The sequence below is a fragment of the Thiocapsa sp. genome, assembly GCF_018399035.1.
In the GTDB taxonomy this organism is placed as follows: domain Bacteria; phylum Pseudomonadota; class Gammaproteobacteria; order Chromatiales; family Chromatiaceae; genus Thiocapsa.
Map to the genome: position 1 here is coordinate 1,115,932 of NZ_CP073760.1, position 17,157 is coordinate 1,133,088.

Genomic DNA, 17,157 nt, shown 5'->3' on the forward strand with positions numbered 1-17,157 from the left:
ACCGGATGCGCATCGTTGTTGCCAGCGGCAAGGGCGGCACCGGCAAGACCACCGTCGCCACCAGTCTTGCACAGGTCGCGACCGAAGGGTACGCGGTGCGTTTTCTCGATTGCGACGTGGAAGCGCCAAACGCCGAGCTGTTTCTGCATCCAAGCCTGGATGTCCATCTCGATGTCGGGGTCCAGGTCCCGCGAGTGGATGCGCAGACCTGCACCTACTGCGGCACCTGCGCCGAGATCTGCCGATTCAATGCGATTGCCGTGGTCGGCGAAACGACGCTGGTGTTCGACGATCTGTGTCACGGCTGCGGCAGCTGCACCTGGATGTGCCCGGAGCAGGCCATCACCGAGCATCTCTTCGTCACGGGCACGATCGACAGCGGGATCACGCCGGACGGGATCGCTTTCGCACGCGGCCTGATGAACGTCGGCCAAGCGATGGGCGTGCCGATCCTGCGCGAGCTCAAGAAACGGGCCCCGGCGGCAACCTCGGCAGCCACCGGCGTGCGCCGTGCTCTGGAGATTCGCGATGCCCCGCCCGGCGCATCCTGCCCGGTGGTGGAGACGATGCGCGGGGCGGACTTCGTGCTGTTCGTGACGGAACCCACGCCCTTCGGTCTGCACGACCTGAAACAGGTCGCCGCCATCGCCCGCGAGCTGAGCATCCCGGCCGGCGTCGTGGTCAACCGCGACGGGATCGGCGACGACGCCGTCGATGCCTATTGCGCCGAAAGTGATCTGCCGATTCTGCTGCGCATCCCGATGAATCGGTGCATCGCCGAGGCGATCGCCGCCGGCCGCACCCTGGTCGAAACCGACGCGGTGTATCGCTCACAATTCAAGAACCTGCTCGAACGCATCCTCACCGAGGTGCCCCAATGAAACAGCTCGTCATCCTCAGCGGCAAGGGCGGCACGGGAAAGACCAGCGTCACTGCGGCCTTCGCCCATCTGGCGTCCCCGGGTCCCTTTGCCGATCAGATCATCCTGGCCGATGCCGACGTGGACGCGGCCAATCTGGAGCTGGTGCTGCGGCCGGAGCGGGTGAACACCGAGCCGTTTCGCGGCGGGGAGGTGGCGGTCATCGACGAAGACCGATGCGCGCAGTGCGGAGACTGCGAGTCGGTCTGCCGCTTCGACGCCATTGTCGAGACCGATGCCGGTTGGTTGATCGACCCCGTCGCCTGCGAAGGCTGTGCCGCCTGCGTCCATCAATGCCCCACCGAGAGTATCGCCATGCAGGAGCAGACCGTCGGCGAATACGCCTACTCCGACAGCCGCTATGGACCGCTCCACCATGCCCATCTGTATCCCGGACAGGAGAGCTCCGGCAAGCTGGTCACTGACGTTCGGCAGCGCGCCTCACGGCAGGCCCTTGACGAACAGCGCCGACTGGTCCTGATCGATGGGCCGCCCGGCATCGGCTGTCCGGTCATCGCCTCCGTCTCGGGCGCGGACCTCGCGCTGCTGGTGACCGAGCCGACCGTGGCCGGCATCCACGACCTGCGCCGCGCCCTGAAAACCCTTCAGCACTTCGGCGTGCCGGCGCTGGTCTGCATCAACAAAGCCGATGTCTATCCCGTCGGCGCCCGGGAGATCGAAGCCTATTGCCGCGCGAACGGGATCGACGGCGTCGGCCGCATCCCGTTCGATCCGGCGGTTCCGGGCGCCATGGTCGCGGGCGAGGCCGTCACCGCCTATCGCCCGGACGCCCCCGCCAGCCTCGCCCTGTCCGCCGTGTGGGAACGGGTTGTCGCAGCCCTTTCGGAGACGCCTGCAGGATCTCATGACGCCCGCGTTGATCAACAACGACGCGGATGAAAACCCCGATCGGCCCCCGGTCGGCCACCGAACAACCAGGAGATCGACAATGAAGATTGCCATTACCGCCGAGTCCAGCCAGGGTCTCGACAGCCAGGTCGCCCAGCATTTCGGCCATGCCCCCTACTTCATTGTGGTGGACATCGAAAACGGTGCGGTCACCGCGACGCGGGACATCGCCAACCCCTTCGCCGAGGCACATCAGCCGGGGCAGATCCCGGACTTCATCAAGCAGCAGGAGGTCGACGTCATGTTGAGCGGCGGGATGGGCGGGCGCGCCATCGCGTTCTTTGCGCAGGCCGGCATCAGAACTGCGACCGGGGCGAGCGGTACGGTGCGCGCGTCGCTGGAGAGCTACCTGGGTGGCTCGCTCGCTGCCGCAGCGCCCTGCGCCGAAAGCGTGGCGCACGGACACGGCTGAGGGCGTCCGCGCCACGGCGAGCGATTGCTTCACCGCACATGGGTCAAGATGCGCTCATAGGCGCCCGCTCGGCCTCCTGCCTCGCCTCGACGACGGGTCTCGGCCAGGGCAAAGACTTCACGGGATGACCTCGGTCGGAGGCAATCATGGCCGCTCCCCCACGCCTGACGATTCTGTTCGACAACGAGCCGGGACTTCCGGGCCTGACACGCCTCTGGGGATTCGCGGCGCTGATTCACGTCGGCGGTCGGACGATCCTGTTCGACACCGGCAGCAACGGGCGCGTGCTTCTCAAGAACATGGCCGCCCTCGGCGTCGCGGCGGAATCCGTTGACCTGCTCTTTCTCTCCCACCCCCATTGGGATCACATCGGCGGGTGGGATTCGGTCTTGGAGCTGAACCCGCGGGTGAGCGTCGCGGTACACGAGGGGTTTTCCAAGCATCTGATCCGAGACCTGCGAGGTCTGTGCGGCGAGCTGATTGTCGTCGGAGCCGATCCTCGCCCGCTCGGTCAGGGGCTTTTCTCCACCGGGATGCTGGACAGCAACCCCCCGGAGCAGGCGCTGGTGATCGACACGGGCGAGGTCACCGCCGCCATCAGCGGCTGCGCGCATCCCGGGATGGAGCAAATCGTCGAGTGTGCCGGCCGCTTCCTCGGCAAGCCGGTCCAGTGGGCGATCGGTGGCTTTCATTTGATGAACGCGGACCCCGTCAGAATCGAGCAGTCCGTTCGCGCCCTGAAGGCGCTCGGTGTCATCGGCGTGGTTCCGACCCACTGCACCGGAGACGCCGGCAAGGCGGCGTTTCGACAGGCCTTCGGTACAGCCTGCCTCGACGGCGGGGTCGGCCGGGAGATCGGCGCATGATCCGTGATCCGTGGCAGCGCCAGCGTCTCCTCGACGCCTTCCCGTTTCTGCAGGAGACGCCGGAGGAGCTCCGCGCCGAGCTATTCGATCAGGCGACATTGGTCCGGCTGCCGGTCGGTCAGCTGATCTGTCACGACGGCGCCCATTGCACGCAGCTACCCTTGGTGCTGACCGGCACCGGGCGGGTCTACAAGCTTGGCGAAAACGGTCGGGAGATCACCCTATATCGCGTTCATCCCGGCGAGAGCTGCGTGGTCACCACCTCGTGCATCCTCAGCGGGCGGGCCTTTCCGGCCTTCGCCGTGTGCGAGAGTGCGGTCGAGGCGGTCGTGGTGCGGCCGGCCGAGGTCCGCCGCTGGATGGCCACGTCCGATCCTTGGCGAGACTATATCTTTGGCTTGATCGCGAGCCGCTTGCAGGAGGTCTTCGGCGTTCTCGATGCGGTGCTGTTCCAACGCCTCGATCAACGTCTGATGGCGTATCTATTGGGACAGCGGGAAACGACCTCGGGACGGGGCATCCAGATGACGCATCAGGCCCTCGCGGCGGAGCTGGGGTCGTCGCGCGAGGTCATCAGCCGCGTCCTCAAGGGTCTGGAGTCGCAGGGACTGCTACGCACGACGCGCGGTTTGATCGAGTTGCTGGACATTCCGGCGCTCGAGCTGCGTGCGCGGGAGGGCTGAGCCGGCTCAATCCGTCGCTTCGTGACAAAGTCACTGAATCGCCGGGGCGCTCGGAATAGTCTTGCACCACACCCTCACCGGATCGGTTGAACACGCCGGTCGCCACAACAGCAGAGACTATCCTATGACCCCGAATGTCGGAACACTCGATCGCACCCTCCGTATTGTCGCCGGTGTCGTCATCGTCGGCTGGGGCGTCTATGCCCAGAACTGGCTCGGCGCCATCGGGCTGGTGCCCCTGGCCACCGGGCTCTTGCGCTGGTGCCCCGTCTATTTGCCCCTCAAGCTGAACACCAACAAATAGGCACGCACGCGGGTCAACCGAAGGAACGGCCCGCTCGGTCTCCACGTCTCCAAGTGAAAGAGGGCGACTGAAGTCGCCCCTTGCCTACAGCCCTTCCGGGCCGCGCACGTTCGTGCGGCCACGCCCTCGCGCGCTCCCTCCGCAACGTCGTCAGGAGCCCTTCACGCCTCCGCGTCGAGCACCCGCTCGGCCCAATCGGCGAGGTCTTCGAGGATCGCAAGCTTGTCCGGATCACCGGCGTGTTGCTCGACCAACTCGCTCAGACACTGCTCGAACTGCTCGATCACGAGACTGCCGCCTGCGTCGGGATCGGTCAGGCGGGCGAGACGGAACAGATCCCAGTCCTCGCGCTCTTCGGGGGTGAGGGTCTCGGGCCAGTTCCGGGCGCGATAGCGCAGCAGCATCTCGCCCGGGCGAGGATCCTGAAAGCTCGGCGCATGGTCGCTCAGCTCGGCGGGGTCGAGTCTGTGGATCGCGTCCATGGCGCGACGATCGGCGTCCGAGAAGAATCCGCCCGAGTAGATCATGAGATCGGGGTCGGTCTCGGTCGGTCCATCGGGTGCGCGATGGACCGCGCGGACCTTCTCTTCGATCGTCGCTGCGGCCTCGCGTAACCGGTGCGCGTGATCGGCGACCGTATCCGGGTCGATCGACCAGCGGGCCGCGGCCGCGGGCTCGAGGGTCTTCATCGGGGCCAGAACCGGTGCGCGGTTGACGTGGATCGTCTTCAGCGGGACGCGCTCGACGCCGTCGGGAAGCGCGCTTGCGGGCGTAAAGAGTCGGGTCCGCAGCTCATCGGCGGGGAGATCGAGCAACAGCTCCGGCGGCGCGCGCAGATCGACACAGATCACGCCGTTGCTGTTGAGTGGATGTGGACAGAGCGGCAGGATCGGCGCAATACAGCCTTGAGCGGCCGGATAGCGCGCCGAGACATGCAGGAGCGGCACGCCGCGATCGAGCAGCTCGCGCACGCGCCGCTTGTCGCGCAGTGTGAGGGCGTAGTCGAACAGCTTGGGCTGGGCGTGCCGCAGGAGGCGCGCGAGCGCAATGGTCGCGCGCACGTCGGCGAGCGCGTCATGGGCCTGACCGTGGTCGATCCCGTTGGCGGCGGTGAGATGCTCGAGCTTGAACGACGTCGTGCCGTCCTCGCGCGTCGGCCATTCCAAACCGCCCGGGCGCAGGGCGTGAGCAAGCCGCAGGGCGTCGATCAGATCCCAGCGGGAATTGCCGTTGCGCCACTCGCGCGCGTAGGGATCGAGCAGGTTGCGGTAGAGCAGGTTGCGCGTGACCTCGTCGTCGAAGCGCATGCTGTTGTATCCGACCCCGCAGGTTCCGGGAAGGCTCAGCTCGGCGTTGACGGCGACGGCGAACTCGGCCTCGATCAGCCCCTTCCGCTCGGCGAGTTGGGGCGTGATGCCGGTGATGAGACAGGCTTGCGGGTGCGGGAGAAGATCGGTCGAGGGGCGACAAAAAAACATGCATGGATCGCCGATCTCGTTGAGATCGACGTCCGTGCGCACGGCGGCGAACTGGCACGGCCGGTCGCGACGCGGATCCGACCCCCAGGTCTCGTAGTCGTGCCAGAGAAAGGTCGGCGCGTTCGGACGACCGGCCACGCGCCTTAGATCTTCTCGCGGATACGGGCGCTCTTGCCGGTGCGGCCTCGAAGGTAGTAAAGCTTGGCGCGACGCACGTCGCCCTTGCGCTTGACTTCGATGCCGGCGATCACCGGGCTATGGGTCTGGAAGACGCGCTCGACCCCTTCGCCGTGGGACATCTTGCGGACCGTAAAGGCCGAGTTCAGACCGCGGTTGCGGATCGCGATCACCACGCCCTCGAAGGCCTGCAGACGCTCGCGGGCACCTTCCTTCACGCGGACCTGGACGACGACGGTGTCGCCCGGGGAAAACTCGGGGACTTCGGCCTTCATTTGCTCGGCTTCGAGCTGGAGAATGATGTTGCTCATGGTTTCCTTCGGCTCCTGTTCTCAACCGGCCTCATCGTCGTGACGGGACCGGACAAATTCATCGAGCAGCGCCTGCTCGTGCGGACTCAAACCGCGCCGCTCCAACAGATCGGGGCGACGCCGGTAGGTTCGCCCGAGGGCCTGCTGCAACCTCCAGCGCGCGATCGCGGCGTGATCGCCGCCGATCAAGACTTCAGGCACCCGGCGCCCGTCGATCTCGGGCGGTCGGGTGTAATGCGGGCAATCCAGCAACCCGTCGGTGTGCGAATCCTGGGCGGCCGAGTCGGCGTGTCCGAGTGCACCGGGGAGCAGTCGAATGACCGCGTCCATCACCACCATCGCCGCCAACTCTCCGCCGCTCAGGACGTAATCGCCGATCGACCATTCCTCGTCGATATGGCCCTCGATCAACCGCTCGTCGACGCCTTCGTAACGCCCGGCGACCAGGATCCAGCCGGGCCGGCGCGACAGCTCCACCACCGCCGCCTGGTCCAAGACCCTGCCCTGCGGCGAGAGGTAGACGACCCGACTCCCCGGAGCCTCCGCGCGCGCCGCGGCAATGGCGTCGCGCAGCGGCTCGACCTTCATCAACATCCGGGGCCACCGCCGTAGGGGCGGTCGTCGACGGTGCGATGCCGATCGTGCGTGAAATCACGCGGGTTCCAGAGGTGCAGCTCGGCCACACCACGGATCAGGGCTCGGCCCGTCACGCCTTGATCGAGCAAGACCCCGAACAGTTCCGGAAACAGGGTGACGACATCGAAGCGCATCACGGATACCGGCGCCGATCACATCGGAGCATCTCGAGCACGAGGCGCCGTCGAGGGTGTGGAAGCCGACGCGCTAGAACGACGGATCCCAATCCACCAGCATCCGGCGCTGCTCGAAATCGACATCCTTGACTACATCGCCCCAAACGAAGGGCAATAGACGTTCACGATCACCCTTGACGACGATGACATCGTTTGCGCCGGTCGCGAAGAGATGATCGATCGAGCCGAGTGCGACACCCGCGGTCGTCTCGACCGAGAGCCCTTCGAGATCGACCCAGTAAAACTCATCGTGCGAGGCCGGCGGCAGCTGATCACGAACGACGGCGATATCCTGGCCGACGAGAGCGGCCGCTCGGTCGCGGTCGTCACAGCCGCGAAGGCTGACGACGATGCCTTTGCCGTGCCGCTTTCCTTCGTCGACCGTCCAAGTTGTCGCGTCCGCACCGAGCAGCCAAGGCGAGTAGCTCAGGATGCCCTCCGGAGGATCCGTCTCCGACATCACCTTCAGCCAGCCGCGTACCCCGTACACACCGGCGATGTGTCCGACGACGATACGCGTCGAGTCCGGTTGTCCGGCCATCGATCGGGGCAGTCCGAGGCGATCTTACGTTTGACGCGAACGGACGACTTACGCAGCGACTGCGGTTGCCGGCTCTTCGCGAGCGGCTTGCTTCAGAAGCTGCTTGACGCGGTCGGTCGGCTGAGCGCCGCGCTCGACCCAAAACTGCGCACGCTGACGATCGAGGCGCAGCTCGATCTCGCCGCCCTTGGCGAGCGGATTGAAGAAGCCAAGGCGCTCGATATAGCGTCCATCACGCTTGGCGCGGATATCGGCGACAACGATCTGATAAAAAGGGTTCTTCTTGGAGCCACCCCGAGATAAACGAATCGTAACCATGTGCTGTCCTGGACCCAGACGATTGAACGTTGCGGGAATGGCCCCGCAGGTAAACGCGCAAATATACAGAATCTGCCGGAAAATGGAAGCGGTTTCCCGAGCGCGCGGGCTATTGATCGGTTCGCCGGGCGCTCGCCGAGGTCAAGGTTCGACGCAGATCGGCCTCCAGGCGTTCGAGCTCCTGGCTGGCGATGGCGCGAGCGCGCTTACCCTCGTCGGCGATCGCCAGACTCTCCTCGATCGTCTCGATGAGTGTTTGATTGGCGTGCTTGACCACCTCGATATCGAAGACACCGCGCTCGATCTGGCGGCGTGCCTCGGCGTTCGCCGATTTGAGGTTGTCGGCATTGGCCCGCAGCAGGTCGTTGGTGAGATCGGTGGCCGCCCTGATGGTGTCGGCCGCCTCGCCCGAACGGTAGATGGTCACGGCCTGGGCCAGCTGTTGGCGCCACAGAGGCACGGTGTTGACCAGGGTCGAGTTGATCTTGTTGATCAGGCCCTTGTCGTTTTCCTGGACCATACGGATGCTGGGCAGGCCCTGCATGGTGACCTGACGGGTGAGCTTCAGGTCATGGACACGCCGCTCCAGGTCGTCGCGGGCGCCGCGCAGATCCTTCAGGCGCTGCACATCGACCATGTCGGTGCTGGTCGCGACCTGCGCCGCCAGCGCGGGGATGGTCGATTCGTCCAACTCCACGAGCTTCGTCTCGCCGGCCGCGATGTACTGCTCCAGGTTCCGGAAATAGTCCAGGTTGGCCGCGTAGAGCCGGTCGAGCGACGTGACGTCGGTCAGGAGCTTGGTCTTGTGCCGCTCCAACTGTCCGGAGATGGTCTCGATCTGATCGCGGACCGCCTCGTATTCCTGCAGGAACTTGACGACCGGCCGACCTCTGCCGGTCAGACGCGCCAAGAAACCGGGCTTGCGGTTCGGATTGAGATCATCGACACGAAACCCCTTGAGCGTCGTCACCATCTCGCTCAGCGCGGCCCCGGCGGGGCCTACGTCTTTGGCGCGCACGCCTTCGAGCATTTGGTCCGAGACCTCGGTGAGGCGCTCTTGGGCCTTGGAGCCGAAGAAGAGGACGGAATGGGTGTCGTTCAGGTCCAGCTCCTGCAGCAGGCGCCCGAGCTGCGCCTCGTCGATCTGCGACATCCGAGCCTCTTCGGCGACCATGAGCGGCCGCTCCGCCGCACGCGGCGAATCGGCGAGAGCGATCTCCGCGACAGGGTCGGCCGTCGGCGCACGCCGGGCGCCCGTCGCTTGCCCCTGCGCGTGAGGATCCATCGCCGCCGCATCGCCTCGCTCTCGCTCGCTCACTGAATCTCTCCCAATCGATTTAAACCGCGCCCGAAGCGGTATGCGTTGTTTTTGGATCGGATCGGCCCCGGCAGACTTGACGACCGCTGGAGCCGGCGCGGTTTAAGATATTAAAAAATATATTATTCTAAACCGCGCCCCACCGAGGCCATTGTTCGCCGCGACGCAAGACCGACGCGGAAACGACGCATGTCAGACACTGCGCGGTTTAGTCACTGAATCCCTTCGCGCTCGAGCTGCTTCTTCAGCACCTCGATCTGGATGTCGAGGTCCATCACGTCGGTCTTCAGCATCCGCTGGTGCTGCTCCTCGAACACCTGCTCGACGGTGACCAGGACATTGCGAAAATTCTGCTCCAACTCACGCGAATCCGCCAGACGATGGGTTCGCGCATAACCGTCGGCGACCTGCTGGACCCCGTCGAGGTAGACGCTCAAAAATTTGCGTGCCCGAAACAGGTCGGTGGGCCGATCCGCGATCTGATTCAGGATCGACCGACCCTGCGAGCCGATATGTTGCAGGCGGATCTTCAGCTCCGGATTGGCGATCGTCTTCGCCGCGCGGTCCAGATCGATCAGCTTGCGCTCGGCCTCCTCCAAGGCCGCCGCGACCTTGCGCGTCCGCTCGTCGTCGGTCGCAAAGGGACGTGCTCGACCGAGCGGCTCGAGCCCATAGACCAGATGAAAGCCGATCAAGGCGACCGTCGCATAGACGAGACTAAGCGCCGGTCCCTGACCGACCGACAACCAGGCGGCCAGTCCGGTCGCAGCGCCTGTCAGCAAACCGCCGATGGTCTTCAGCGGGATACGCTGGAGCCGCGTAAACCGCAGGACCTGTTGGGCGTGCTCCGCGCGCAGCCCCCGGCGGGTCAGATCGGCCGCCGCCATGAACAGCGCGAAGATCCCGCCGTCGAACAGGACGACCTCCAACCGCCCTGCCCCGAGACCGATCAAGGCACCGATCAGAAGCGGGATCGGCAGCAGGAACAGAAGTGTCCCCTTTGCGCGCGGTTTTCCCCGAGCGGATATGCTCGGGTTGCGATCGGGCCTGACACCGAGAATCAGCTCGGTCAGACTCAGGGTCCGGCGCTGCTCTGGAGGAGTGCTCGCGGGGCCGGCCATCAGAGGACGAACATCGCCTGACAAGAGACCAGACCCACGCTGAAGGTGAGCAAGACGCCGCCGAGCACACGGATACCTAAAGGGGGGCGCGTCGGCGATGGAGGAACGATCGTCCGTAACTCGGGCATACTCTGATTTCCGCTGCGGGATGGTCTCGAGGGCGTAAGCCCTCTCTGCTCAGAGCAGCTTCACCAGCGCAGTCAATGCGCCGACCTGAGCGAACATGAGAGGGATGAGCCACATCAGCAAGGTGTTGCGGCTGCGCTCGATCGCGGTCTTGACCTCGCCGCGCAGCTGCTCGATCTCGGTCTTGACCTCGCCGCGGAGCTGCTCGATCCGCACCACGAGGTCGGCACGTACGTGCTCGATCTCTCTCTGAAGCCGCAGCTCGGTCTCACGCAGCTGCTGATTGGTCACCAAGTCCGGCAAGTGCGGGTAACGTTCTTCCAAACGCTCGAAGGCGGAAGCGATTACCCGCGCGCGCGCCCGATCGTCAGGCGCGCTGGCGAGTGCCTCGTAAAGTTCGACGACAGAGCCCATTCGATTCGTCACCCTGCTGACATCCGGTGCTATGAGCACAGTCTATCCCAGATTCGGTATCCCGGTCCCGAACAGTCCAGACCTGCCTCGGACGATCGGCGGCCCGTCATCCGGTATTGCGCATCCCCGCCGCAATCGCATTGATCGAGCGCAGCAGCGGATCCAGCCACTCCTCTCGCTTCTCTTCGTCCCGCTCGGCGCGGTAGCGTTCCAGTAACGAGACCTGGATGTGATTCAAGGGGTCCAAATAGATGTTGCGCCGCGCCAGCGAGTGTTGGAGATCCGGGGTCTCCTCCATGAGACCGCGCAAACCGGCGACGTTCATCACCTGTGTGAGCGTGCGTCCATACTCGGCCTCGATGACACCGTAGATCGCCTGCGCCTGCTCCTGGTTCTCGGCCAAGCGGGCGTAGGCACGCGCGATATGCATCTCGGCCTTGAAGAGCGACATCTGGGTGTTGGACAGAAGCGCGCGGAAATAAGGCCACTCCTGATACATCTTCTGGAGCTTCACGAGGCGATCGAGCTCGTTGCCGCGGTAGCGCTCGATGGCATAGCCGATGCCGAACCAGGCCGGCAAGGTCTGACGCGACTGGGCCCAGCCGAAGACCCAGGGGATCGCGCGGATGGACTTCAAGGAGCGATCCGCCTTCTTGCGATGTGACGGGCGCGAGCCGATGTTCAGCAGGGCGATGCCGTCGAGCGGGGTGCACTCGTAGAAATAATCGAGAAAGCCCTCGGTCTCCTGGGTGAGCTTCCGATAGGCCTCCTCGCCATAGCGGGCGAGCTCGTCCATGACCCCGAGATAGTCCTTGCGGTCCTCGGGCGGCGGCTCGATCAGACAGCGGCTGGCCTTGATGAGCCCGCTGATGCCCAGGGTCAGCTCGTAGCGCGCCGTCTCGGGATTGGCATAGCGGTAGGAGAGCACCTCGCCCTGCTCGGTCAGCTTGATCTGACCGTGCACCGTATCGGTGGGCTGAGCGAGGATGGCCTCGTGGGTCGGCCCGCCGCCGCGCCCGACCGTGCCGCCGCGTCCGTGGAAAAGCCGGCAGGAGACGCCCTCGTCGTCGGCGAGCTGGATCACGCGGCGCTGCGCCTCGTAGAGACGCCAGCTCGAGGCCAGGATGCCGCCGTCCTTACAGGAATCCGAATATCCGAGCATCACCTCCTGTTGATTCCCCGACGCCTTCAGCAACCCGCTGTAGGCGGGATCCCGGAACAACCGACCCATCACCTCGCCGATCCGATTCAGGTCGTCGATGGTCTCGAACAGGGGCGAGATCTGGATCTTGCAGAACCAGCCCTGGCGGTCCTTGCCGGCTAATCCGGCAAGCCGCGCCAACAGCATGACCTCCATCACATGACTGGCGTAATGGGTCATGGAGATGACGTACTGACCGAACAGACTCTCGCTGATCTCGGCGCGCATGCGCGCCATCACCTCGAAGACCTCCAGGGTCTCGCGGGTCTCCGGGGTCAAGGTCGCCTTGTCGATCACGAAGGGGTGCGGATGGGCGATGGCCTCCGCCAGGGCCATTAGGCGCTGCTCCTCGTCGAAGGCCTGGTAGTAAGGAGCGCCGGCCTGGCGCGCGAAGAGCTCGGTCACGGCCTCGGTGTGGCGAATCGATTCCTGACGAATGTCGAGATGAACCAGGTGGAAGCCGAAGGTCTCGGCGAGCCGGATAAGATCCTGCAAGGGACCGGCGGCGGCGTTGGCATCGCCGTGGTGGTGCAGCGAGTCGCGAATCAGATAGAGGTCGGCGAGAAAGTCGCGTTCGCTCGCATACCCGGCCGGTTGTGTCGGATCGTGCCGTCCGGACATGCGCGCGCGAATCCGCTCCAGGTTCGCGTCGAGACGATGATCCATCATCGCGAGCTTGCGCCGATAGGGCTCATGCACATAGCGGCGCAGGCTCTGGCCCATGGTGTCGACCCAGTAGTCCTCGTCGGCATCCAGGCTGTCCAAGAAGGCCGGCGACGGTTGGCAGATGGAGCTGGCATGGCTGAGCATGCGGTGCAGCTTGCGGATGCGCTCGAGATACAGCTCCAGGACCAGCTCGCCGTGCATCCGAACGGCCAGCTCGGTGGTCTCGGGCTTGACGAAGGGATTGCCGTCGCGGTCCCCGCCGATCCAAGAGCCGAAACGAATGAAGCTCGGAACACTGATCCCGCACTGTGCTCCGTAGACCCGGCGCACCGCCTTCTCCAGGAAGCGATAGACCTGCGGCACGGCCTCGAAGAGCGACTCGCGGAAAAAATAGAGCCCTTGGCGCACCTCGTCGGTCACCTGCGGCTTGTGGATACGCACCTCGTCGGTCTTCCAGAGGATCTGGATCTGGGTGAGGATCTCCTGGAGTCGGTCCTCGAGCTCCTCGTCGTTGAGCTTGCTGCGGTGCAGATCCTGGCCGACCAGGAAGATCCGGCGGAAGGTCTCCAAGGTCGTCCGTCGCTTCGCCTCGGTGGGATGCGCGGTGAAGACCGGAAGATAGATCAGGTGCTCGAGCAGGCTCTGGAAGTTTTCCGGGCTCACCCCGTCGTCCTTGAGACCCCGCGCCATATCGTCGAAGGAGCCGACCCAGAGCCGTTGCCCGGCCGAGATCAGATCCATGCGGGCGAGATAGGCGTTCAACTCCTCGGCGGTATTGACCAGTCCGAAATAGATGTTGAAGGCGCGGATGACCTCCGAAAGGGTCTGAGCATCCAATCCCTCGATCCGCTTCATCAGCTTCTCGCGCAGCTCGGGGTCGTCGCCTTCGCGCAGCTGCATAAAGCCGTCGCGCAGACGCTCCACGATCACCAGCACGCGTTTGCGGCTGTGCTCGCGCAGCACCTCCCCGAGCAGGGCTGTGAAGAGCTGAACGTCGCGCTCCAGGGCTTCGTTTCGCGGAACATCGTTCATCGGGCGTTACTCTGTGCTGACAGCCGCGATAGGGGCCGTTACGAAGAAGGGACGAGTCGAGAGCCGGATACTACCTTGCCCGAGCCCGACCGACAAAAGCCCGGGTCCCTGTTGCGGGTATAGTGCCGGGTCTCCCCGCGGCTTCGCGACCGCTCGCTCGAGGGCTTCCGCCCGAGCATCCCCTTGCCGAGACCCCCTGCTTGTCCAGGACCCGTTTTTAGCTTAGGTTCATCCTGCCCGAGGTCGGGCAAGAAAGATGCGTGACCCCACCGAAGATCCCAACCGAAGACAATAAGGAGGAGATCCACATGAAACAGATTGCGCTGATCACGTTGGCCGGCACATTGACTCTCGGCCCGGTCATGCTCTCCGCTCAAGCCCAAAACGCCGACATCACAGTCGCTGCGGGCGCCGTGACGAAGGAGATCACGGGTACCGTGGTGGTCGTCAATCCACAGACCCGCATGCTGACCATTCGTCAGCCCGATGGTGTCTTCGAGGTGATTCACGTTCCGAGCGAGGTGCAGCGGCTCGAAGAGGTCCGCATCGACGACACGCTCACGATCGACTTTATCGAAGCGATGGCGATCGATCTGCAGAAGGGCGACGCCGCGGCCGCTGCCCCCGGCGCTGTCGCGACCCGCGAGGTCGATCGCGAAGGCGGACGGCTGCCGGCAGGCAGCATTCAGGAGACCATAACACTCGTCGGCATCGTCGAAGGGGTCAACAGGGCGGCCTCCAAGGTGACGATCCGGGGGCCCGAGAACAGGGTGTCCGTCAACGTCCGCGATCCGGCGCTGCTGGCGGATGTCAACGTCGGGGACAGCGTCACCGTCACCTATATCAGCGCCGTTGCGGCCAGCATCGAGCGGGCGAGCGCGCCGAGACACACGCGACCGGGCTCGCAATAGGCATCCGGGCAGATGAAGGACAGCTCGGCGCGATCACCGCGCCGAGCCTTGCCGAACCGAAGCCCCCTGCCTTGGCCGCTGTTTGTGGCCGCGGCCGTGGTCGGCGCTCTCGCAGGACTGCTCGGCGCCGGCTTTCACGCCTTTCTCGACTTCGCTCGGCGAACTGAGTTTGTCCGCCTGGAAGGGCCAATACCGAACGGGCCAGGTCCTGGCCGGCAACATCAACTCCCCGAGCACCCGTCCACGACACGCAGACAGTGCACGCTGAAGAGCCCCTGGCTGTCGGTCCAGACCTGCTCCGCGACGAAGCCGGCGTCACCGGCGAGCCAATGAAAGGCGTCGACCCCGTACTTGTACGAATTCTCGGTATGAATCGTTTCCCCGGCACGGAAACCGAAGCGCACCCCCGCAACCTCGACCTGCTGCTCGATCCGGCTGACCAAATGCATCTCCACGCGACTGCGCTCGGTGTTGAAAAAGGCCCGATGGCTGAAGGCATCCAGGTCGAAGTCGGCCTCCAGCTCGCGATTGATCCGGCTCAAGAGGTTGAGGTTGAAGGCAGCGGTCACGCCTTGGGCATCATCGTAGGCCGCGTTGAGGATCGCCGGATCCTTCGGAAGGTCGACACCGATGAGGAGCCGTCCGCCGGTGCCGAGCAGGCTCGCGACACGCCCGAGGAGAAGGCGCGCCTCGTCGGGATCGAAGTTGCCGATACTCGAACCCGGAAAGAAGGCGGCCAGATCGGTCCAGTCCAGCTCCAAAGGGAGCCTAAAGGGGGCCGAGTAGTCCGCGCAGGCGGCACGGATCGACAGACCCGGGAAGCGCTCGGCCAGGGCATGGGCAGACTCCAGCAGATGCTCTTTGGAGATATCCACGGGCATATAGACGCTGGGCTGCAACGCGGCGAGCAGGGTTTGAATCTTGAGACTGCTCCCGCTTCCGAGCTCGATCAGGACGTTGTCCCGGCCGAGCAGGTCGGCCATCTCGGAGCCGTATTCGCGCAGGATCCCGATCTCGGTTCGCGTCGGGTAATATTCGGGCAACTCGGTAATGGCGTCGAAGAGCTGCGAGCCGCGCTGGTCGTAGAAGAGCTTCGGCGACAGACGCTTGGCCGAACGTCCCAGCCCTTCCAAGACCTCGGCACGCACGTCCGCCGGGGTCGGCCGATAGTCGAAGAACCGAATCGAGCCCGGGGTCTGCAGCGAACGGCGTGCGTTCGACGCCTCCCGGTCCGTCGTCTCCTGCGGAAACAGCTCGGTTCCCGAGCGTTGCAAGGCGCTGAATTGGGTCATGGTGTCGTCTCCGCGAGTCGAAATCCCTTGAACTGCCAGCGCTCTTGGGGATAGAAAAAGTTGCGATAGGTCGCCCGGAGGTGATCCTGCGAGCTGGCACAGGATCCGCCTCGGAGCACCATCTGGTTGCACATGAATTTGCCGTTGTACTCACCGAGCGCACCGGCCACCGCCCGATAACCCGGATAGGGCAGATAGGCGGACGCCGTCCACTCCCAGACATCGCCGAAGAGCTGCCTGAGCCCGGCCGCTTGACCCTCGGCGCTGCGCACGGCGGGACGTGGATGGAGGTATCCCTCGCCGACGAAGTTGCCTTTGATGAAGACACCTTCCGCGGCATGCTCCCACTCGGCCTCGGTCGGGAGCCGCTTGCCGGCCCAGGTCGCAAAGGCGTCGGCCTCGTAGTAGCTGACGTGACAGACCGGCTCGGCCGGATTCAGCGGGCGCATCCCGCCGAGCGTCATGATCTGCCGGTCCCCGTCGATCTCTTCCCAGTAGAGCGGAGATTGCCAGCCCTCCTTGCGGACCGTCGCCCAGCCGTCGGATAACCAAAGGGCCGGATCGCGATACCCGCCGTCGTCGATGAATTGACGAAATTCGCCGTTGGTCACGGGGCGATCGGCAAGGGCATAGGGCGCGAGAAAGGTCCGATGGCGGGGGCCTTCGTTGTCATAGGCGAAACCCTGCGAACCCGTGCCGATCTCGACCAGTCCACCCTCGAAACCGACCCAGTGCAGCGGATCCGGATCGGCCGTCGGGGCGTGCGGCAGGTCATCCCGGTAGGCGGGTCGCAACGGGTTGTAGGCAAAGTTTTGCTTGATGTCGGTCACCAGGAGCTCTTGGTGCTGTTGCTCGTGATGCAGGCCGATGTGCAGACGTTGGGCGACGGTCGGCCAATCGGCCGACGCACACGCGTCGATGAGTCCGAGCATCGCCTCGTCGACATGATGCCGGTAGTCGTAGACCTCGGCGACCGTCGGCCGGGACAGGAGTCCGCGCTCGGGTCGCGGCCAGAAGCCGCTGCCGGTTTGCTCGTAATAGCTGTTGAAGAGGTACTCGAAACGCGGGTGAAAGACCCGGTAGCCGGGCAGGAAGGGCCTCAGCAGGAAGGTCTCGTAGAACCAGGAGACATGGGCCAGGTGCCACTTCGGCGGGCTCGTCTCGATTCGCGTCTGGAGCATGTAATCTTCGATCGCGAGCGGCTTGCACAGCTGCTCGGTCAGGGCGCGCACGCGCCGGAAGTCGCCCGACAGATCCGCACGCACGGCGTCGTCCTGGTAGGCACCAGCGGGTTTAGGGGACATCTGAGTCTCGCTCTCGGTTGTTGACGGATCGGGTTCCATAGA

General features: G+C 64.8%; 17 protein-coding genes and 1 pseudogene. 7 read left to right on the forward strand and 11 right to left on the reverse strand.

Annotated features, from left to right (window positions below):
- Window positions 1-5 precede the first annotated feature (5 nt).
- The 6 genes from KFB96_RS05070 to KFB96_RS05095 all read left to right on the forward strand — a co-directional run bounded on the left by KFB96_RS05070 (window position 6) and on the right by KFB96_RS05095 (window position 4,093).
- Complete coding sequence (locus KFB96_RS05070) at window positions 6-881, forward strand: ATP-binding protein (protein ID WP_213459528.1); 876 nt, start codon at window positions 6-8, stop codon at window positions 879-881.
- Complete coding sequence (locus tag KFB96_RS05075) at window positions 878-1,819, forward strand: ATP-binding protein (RefSeq protein ID WP_213459530.1); 942 nt, start codon at window positions 878-880, stop codon at window positions 1,817-1,819. The genes KFB96_RS05070 and KFB96_RS05075 overlap by 4 nt, the downstream gene beginning before the upstream one ends.
- Before the next feature lie 49 nt (window positions 1,820-1,868).
- Window positions 1,869-2,240: a NifB/NifX family molybdenum-iron cluster-binding protein gene (locus tag KFB96_RS05080; protein ID WP_213459532.1), complete on the forward strand. Its 372-nt coding sequence runs from the start codon at window positions 1,869-1,871 to the stop codon at window positions 2,238-2,240.
- Between the two features lie 146 nt (window positions 2,241-2,386).
- Window positions 2,387-3,106, forward strand: coding sequence for an MBL fold metallo-hydrolase (locus KFB96_RS05085; protein ID WP_213459534.1), 720 nt, complete (start codon window positions 2,387-2,389; stop codon window positions 3,104-3,106).
- Window positions 3,103-3,789 carry a Crp/Fnr family transcriptional regulator gene (locus tag KFB96_RS05090; protein ID WP_213459536.1) on the forward strand — a complete coding sequence of 229 codons (687 nt, stop codon included), beginning with the start codon at window positions 3,103-3,105 and terminating at the stop codon, window positions 3,787-3,789. Before KFB96_RS05085 ends, KFB96_RS05090 begins: the two co-directional genes overlap by 4 nt.
- Before the next feature lie 124 nt (window positions 3,790-3,913).
- Window positions 3,914-4,093 (forward strand): DUF2892 domain-containing protein, encoded by a 180-nt coding sequence (locus KFB96_RS05095; RefSeq protein WP_093029470.1) that lies wholly within the window; start codon window positions 3,914-3,916, stop codon window positions 4,091-4,093.
- A 161-nt stretch (window positions 4,094-4,254) separates the two neighbouring features.
- Here the strand turns inward: KFB96_RS05095 and sbcB are convergent, their stop codons facing one another.
- From sbcB to ppc, 9 genes and pseudogenes are all read right to left on the reverse strand, one after another.
- Complete coding sequence (gene sbcB, locus KFB96_RS05100; RefSeq protein ID WP_213459538.1) at window positions 4,255-5,709, reverse strand: exodeoxyribonuclease I; 1,455 nt, start codon at window positions 5,707-5,709, stop codon at window positions 4,255-4,257.
- Window positions 5,710-5,714: 5 nt separating this feature from the next.
- Window positions 5,715-6,059, reverse strand: coding sequence for a 50S ribosomal protein L19 (rplS, locus tag KFB96_RS05105; protein WP_093029092.1), 345 nt, complete (start codon window positions 6,057-6,059; stop codon window positions 5,715-5,717).
- 21 nt (window positions 6,060-6,080) lie between these two features.
- Window positions 6,081-6,829 (reverse strand): annotated as a pseudogene (gene trmD / locus KFB96_RS05110) (tRNA (guanosine(37)-N1)-methyltransferase TrmD).
- Between the two features lie 73 nt (window positions 6,830-6,902).
- Complete coding sequence (gene rimM / locus KFB96_RS05115; RefSeq protein WP_213459542.1) at window positions 6,903-7,412, reverse strand: ribosome maturation factor RimM; 510 nt, start codon at window positions 7,410-7,412, stop codon at window positions 6,903-6,905.
- A 48-nt stretch (window positions 7,413-7,460) separates the two neighbouring features.
- Window positions 7,461-7,730 (reverse strand): 30S ribosomal protein S16, encoded by a 270-nt coding sequence (rpsP, locus tag KFB96_RS05120; protein WP_213459544.1) that lies wholly within the window; start codon window positions 7,728-7,730, stop codon window positions 7,461-7,463.
- A gap of 109 nt (window positions 7,731-7,839) precedes the next feature.
- Window positions 7,840-9,048, reverse strand: a complete 1,209-nt coding sequence (locus KFB96_RS05125) for a toxic anion resistance protein (RefSeq protein WP_300971318.1) — start codon at window positions 9,046-9,048, stop codon at window positions 7,840-7,842.
- A 212-nt stretch (window positions 9,049-9,260) separates the two neighbouring features.
- Window positions 9,261-10,169, reverse strand: coding sequence for a 5-bromo-4-chloroindolyl phosphate hydrolysis family protein (locus tag KFB96_RS05130; RefSeq protein ID WP_213459546.1), 909 nt, complete (start codon window positions 10,167-10,169; stop codon window positions 9,261-9,263).
- A 177-nt stretch (window positions 10,170-10,346) separates the two neighbouring features.
- Window positions 10,347-10,709: a DUF1640 domain-containing protein gene (locus tag KFB96_RS05135; protein WP_213459548.1), complete on the reverse strand. Its 363-nt coding sequence runs from the start codon at window positions 10,707-10,709 to the stop codon at window positions 10,347-10,349.
- A gap of 106 nt (window positions 10,710-10,815) precedes the next feature.
- Entirely contained in the window at window positions 10,816-13,608 is a 2,793-nt protein-coding gene (ppc, locus tag KFB96_RS05140) for a phosphoenolpyruvate carboxylase (RefSeq protein ID WP_213459550.1), read from the reverse strand.
- Window positions 13,609-13,916: 308 nt separating this feature from the next.
- Between ppc and KFB96_RS05145 the strand changes: the two genes are divergently transcribed.
- Window positions 13,917-14,519 (forward strand): hypothetical protein, encoded by a 603-nt coding sequence (locus tag KFB96_RS05145; RefSeq protein ID WP_213459552.1) that lies wholly within the window; start codon window positions 13,917-13,919, stop codon window positions 14,517-14,519.
- A gap of 221 nt (window positions 14,520-14,740) precedes the next feature.
- Here KFB96_RS05145 and egtD read toward each other — a convergent pair whose 3' ends face one another.
- Window positions 14,741-15,811 (reverse strand): L-histidine N(alpha)-methyltransferase, encoded by a 1,071-nt coding sequence (gene egtD / locus KFB96_RS05150; protein ID WP_213459554.1) that lies wholly within the window; start codon window positions 15,809-15,811, stop codon window positions 14,741-14,743.
- Entirely contained in the window at window positions 15,808-17,115 is a 1,308-nt protein-coding gene (egtB, locus tag KFB96_RS05155; RefSeq protein WP_213459556.1) for an ergothioneine biosynthesis protein EgtB, read from the reverse strand. The genes egtD and egtB overlap by 4 nt, the downstream gene beginning before the upstream one ends.
- Between the last annotated feature and the right edge of the window lie 42 nt (window positions 17,116-17,157).

What these genes read in the sequence shown, in the direction of transcription:
- KFB96_RS05135 (WP_213459548.1), bottom strand. Translation starts at nt 10,709, where the DNA reads ATGGGCTCTGTCGTCGAACTTTACGAGGCACTCGCCAGCGCGCCTGAC.
- KFB96_RS05145 (WP_213459552.1), top strand. Translation starts at nt 13,917, where the DNA reads ATGAAACAGATTGCGCTGATCACGTTGGCCGGCACATTGACTCTCGGC.
- egtB (WP_213459556.1), bottom strand. Translation starts at nt 17,115, where the DNA reads ATGTCCCCTAAACCCGCTGGTGCCTACCAGGACGACGCCGTGCGTGCG.
- rplS (WP_093029092.1), bottom strand. Translation starts at nt 6,059, where the DNA reads ATGAGCAACATCATTCTCCAGCTCGAAGCCGAGCAAATGAAGGCCGAA.
- KFB96_RS05130 (WP_213459546.1), bottom strand. Translation starts at nt 10,169, where the DNA reads ATGGCCGGCCCCGCGAGCACTCCTCCAGAGCAGCGCCGGACCCTGAGT.
- ppc (WP_213459550.1), bottom strand. Translation starts at nt 13,608, where the DNA reads ATGAACGATGTTCCGCGAAACGAAGCCCTGGAGCGCGACGTTCAGCTC.
- KFB96_RS05070 (WP_213459528.1), top strand. Translation starts at nt 6, where the DNA reads ATGCGCATCGTTGTTGCCAGCGGCAAGGGCGGCACCGGCAAGACCACC.
- KFB96_RS05075 (WP_213459530.1), top strand. Translation starts at nt 878, where the DNA reads ATGAAACAGCTCGTCATCCTCAGCGGCAAGGGCGGCACGGGAAAGACC.
- rpsP (WP_213459544.1), bottom strand. Translation starts at nt 7,730, where the DNA reads ATGGTTACGATTCGTTTATCTCGGGGTGGCTCCAAGAAGAACCCTTTT.
- rimM (WP_213459542.1), bottom strand. Translation starts at nt 7,412, where the DNA reads ATGGCCGGACAACCGGACTCGACGCGTATCGTCGTCGGACACATCGCC.
- egtD (WP_213459554.1), bottom strand. Translation starts at nt 15,811, where the DNA reads ATGACCCAATTCAGCGCCTTGCAACGCTCGGGAACCGAGCTGTTTCCG.
- KFB96_RS05080 (WP_213459532.1), top strand. Translation starts at nt 1,869, where the DNA reads ATGAAGATTGCCATTACCGCCGAGTCCAGCCAGGGTCTCGACAGCCAG.
- KFB96_RS05085 (WP_213459534.1), top strand. Translation starts at nt 2,387, where the DNA reads ATGGCCGCTCCCCCACGCCTGACGATTCTGTTCGACAACGAGCCGGGA.
- KFB96_RS05090 (WP_213459536.1), top strand. Translation starts at nt 3,103, where the DNA reads ATGATCCGTGATCCGTGGCAGCGCCAGCGTCTCCTCGACGCCTTCCCG.
- KFB96_RS05095 (WP_093029470.1), top strand. Translation starts at nt 3,914, where the DNA reads ATGACCCCGAATGTCGGAACACTCGATCGCACCCTCCGTATTGTCGCC.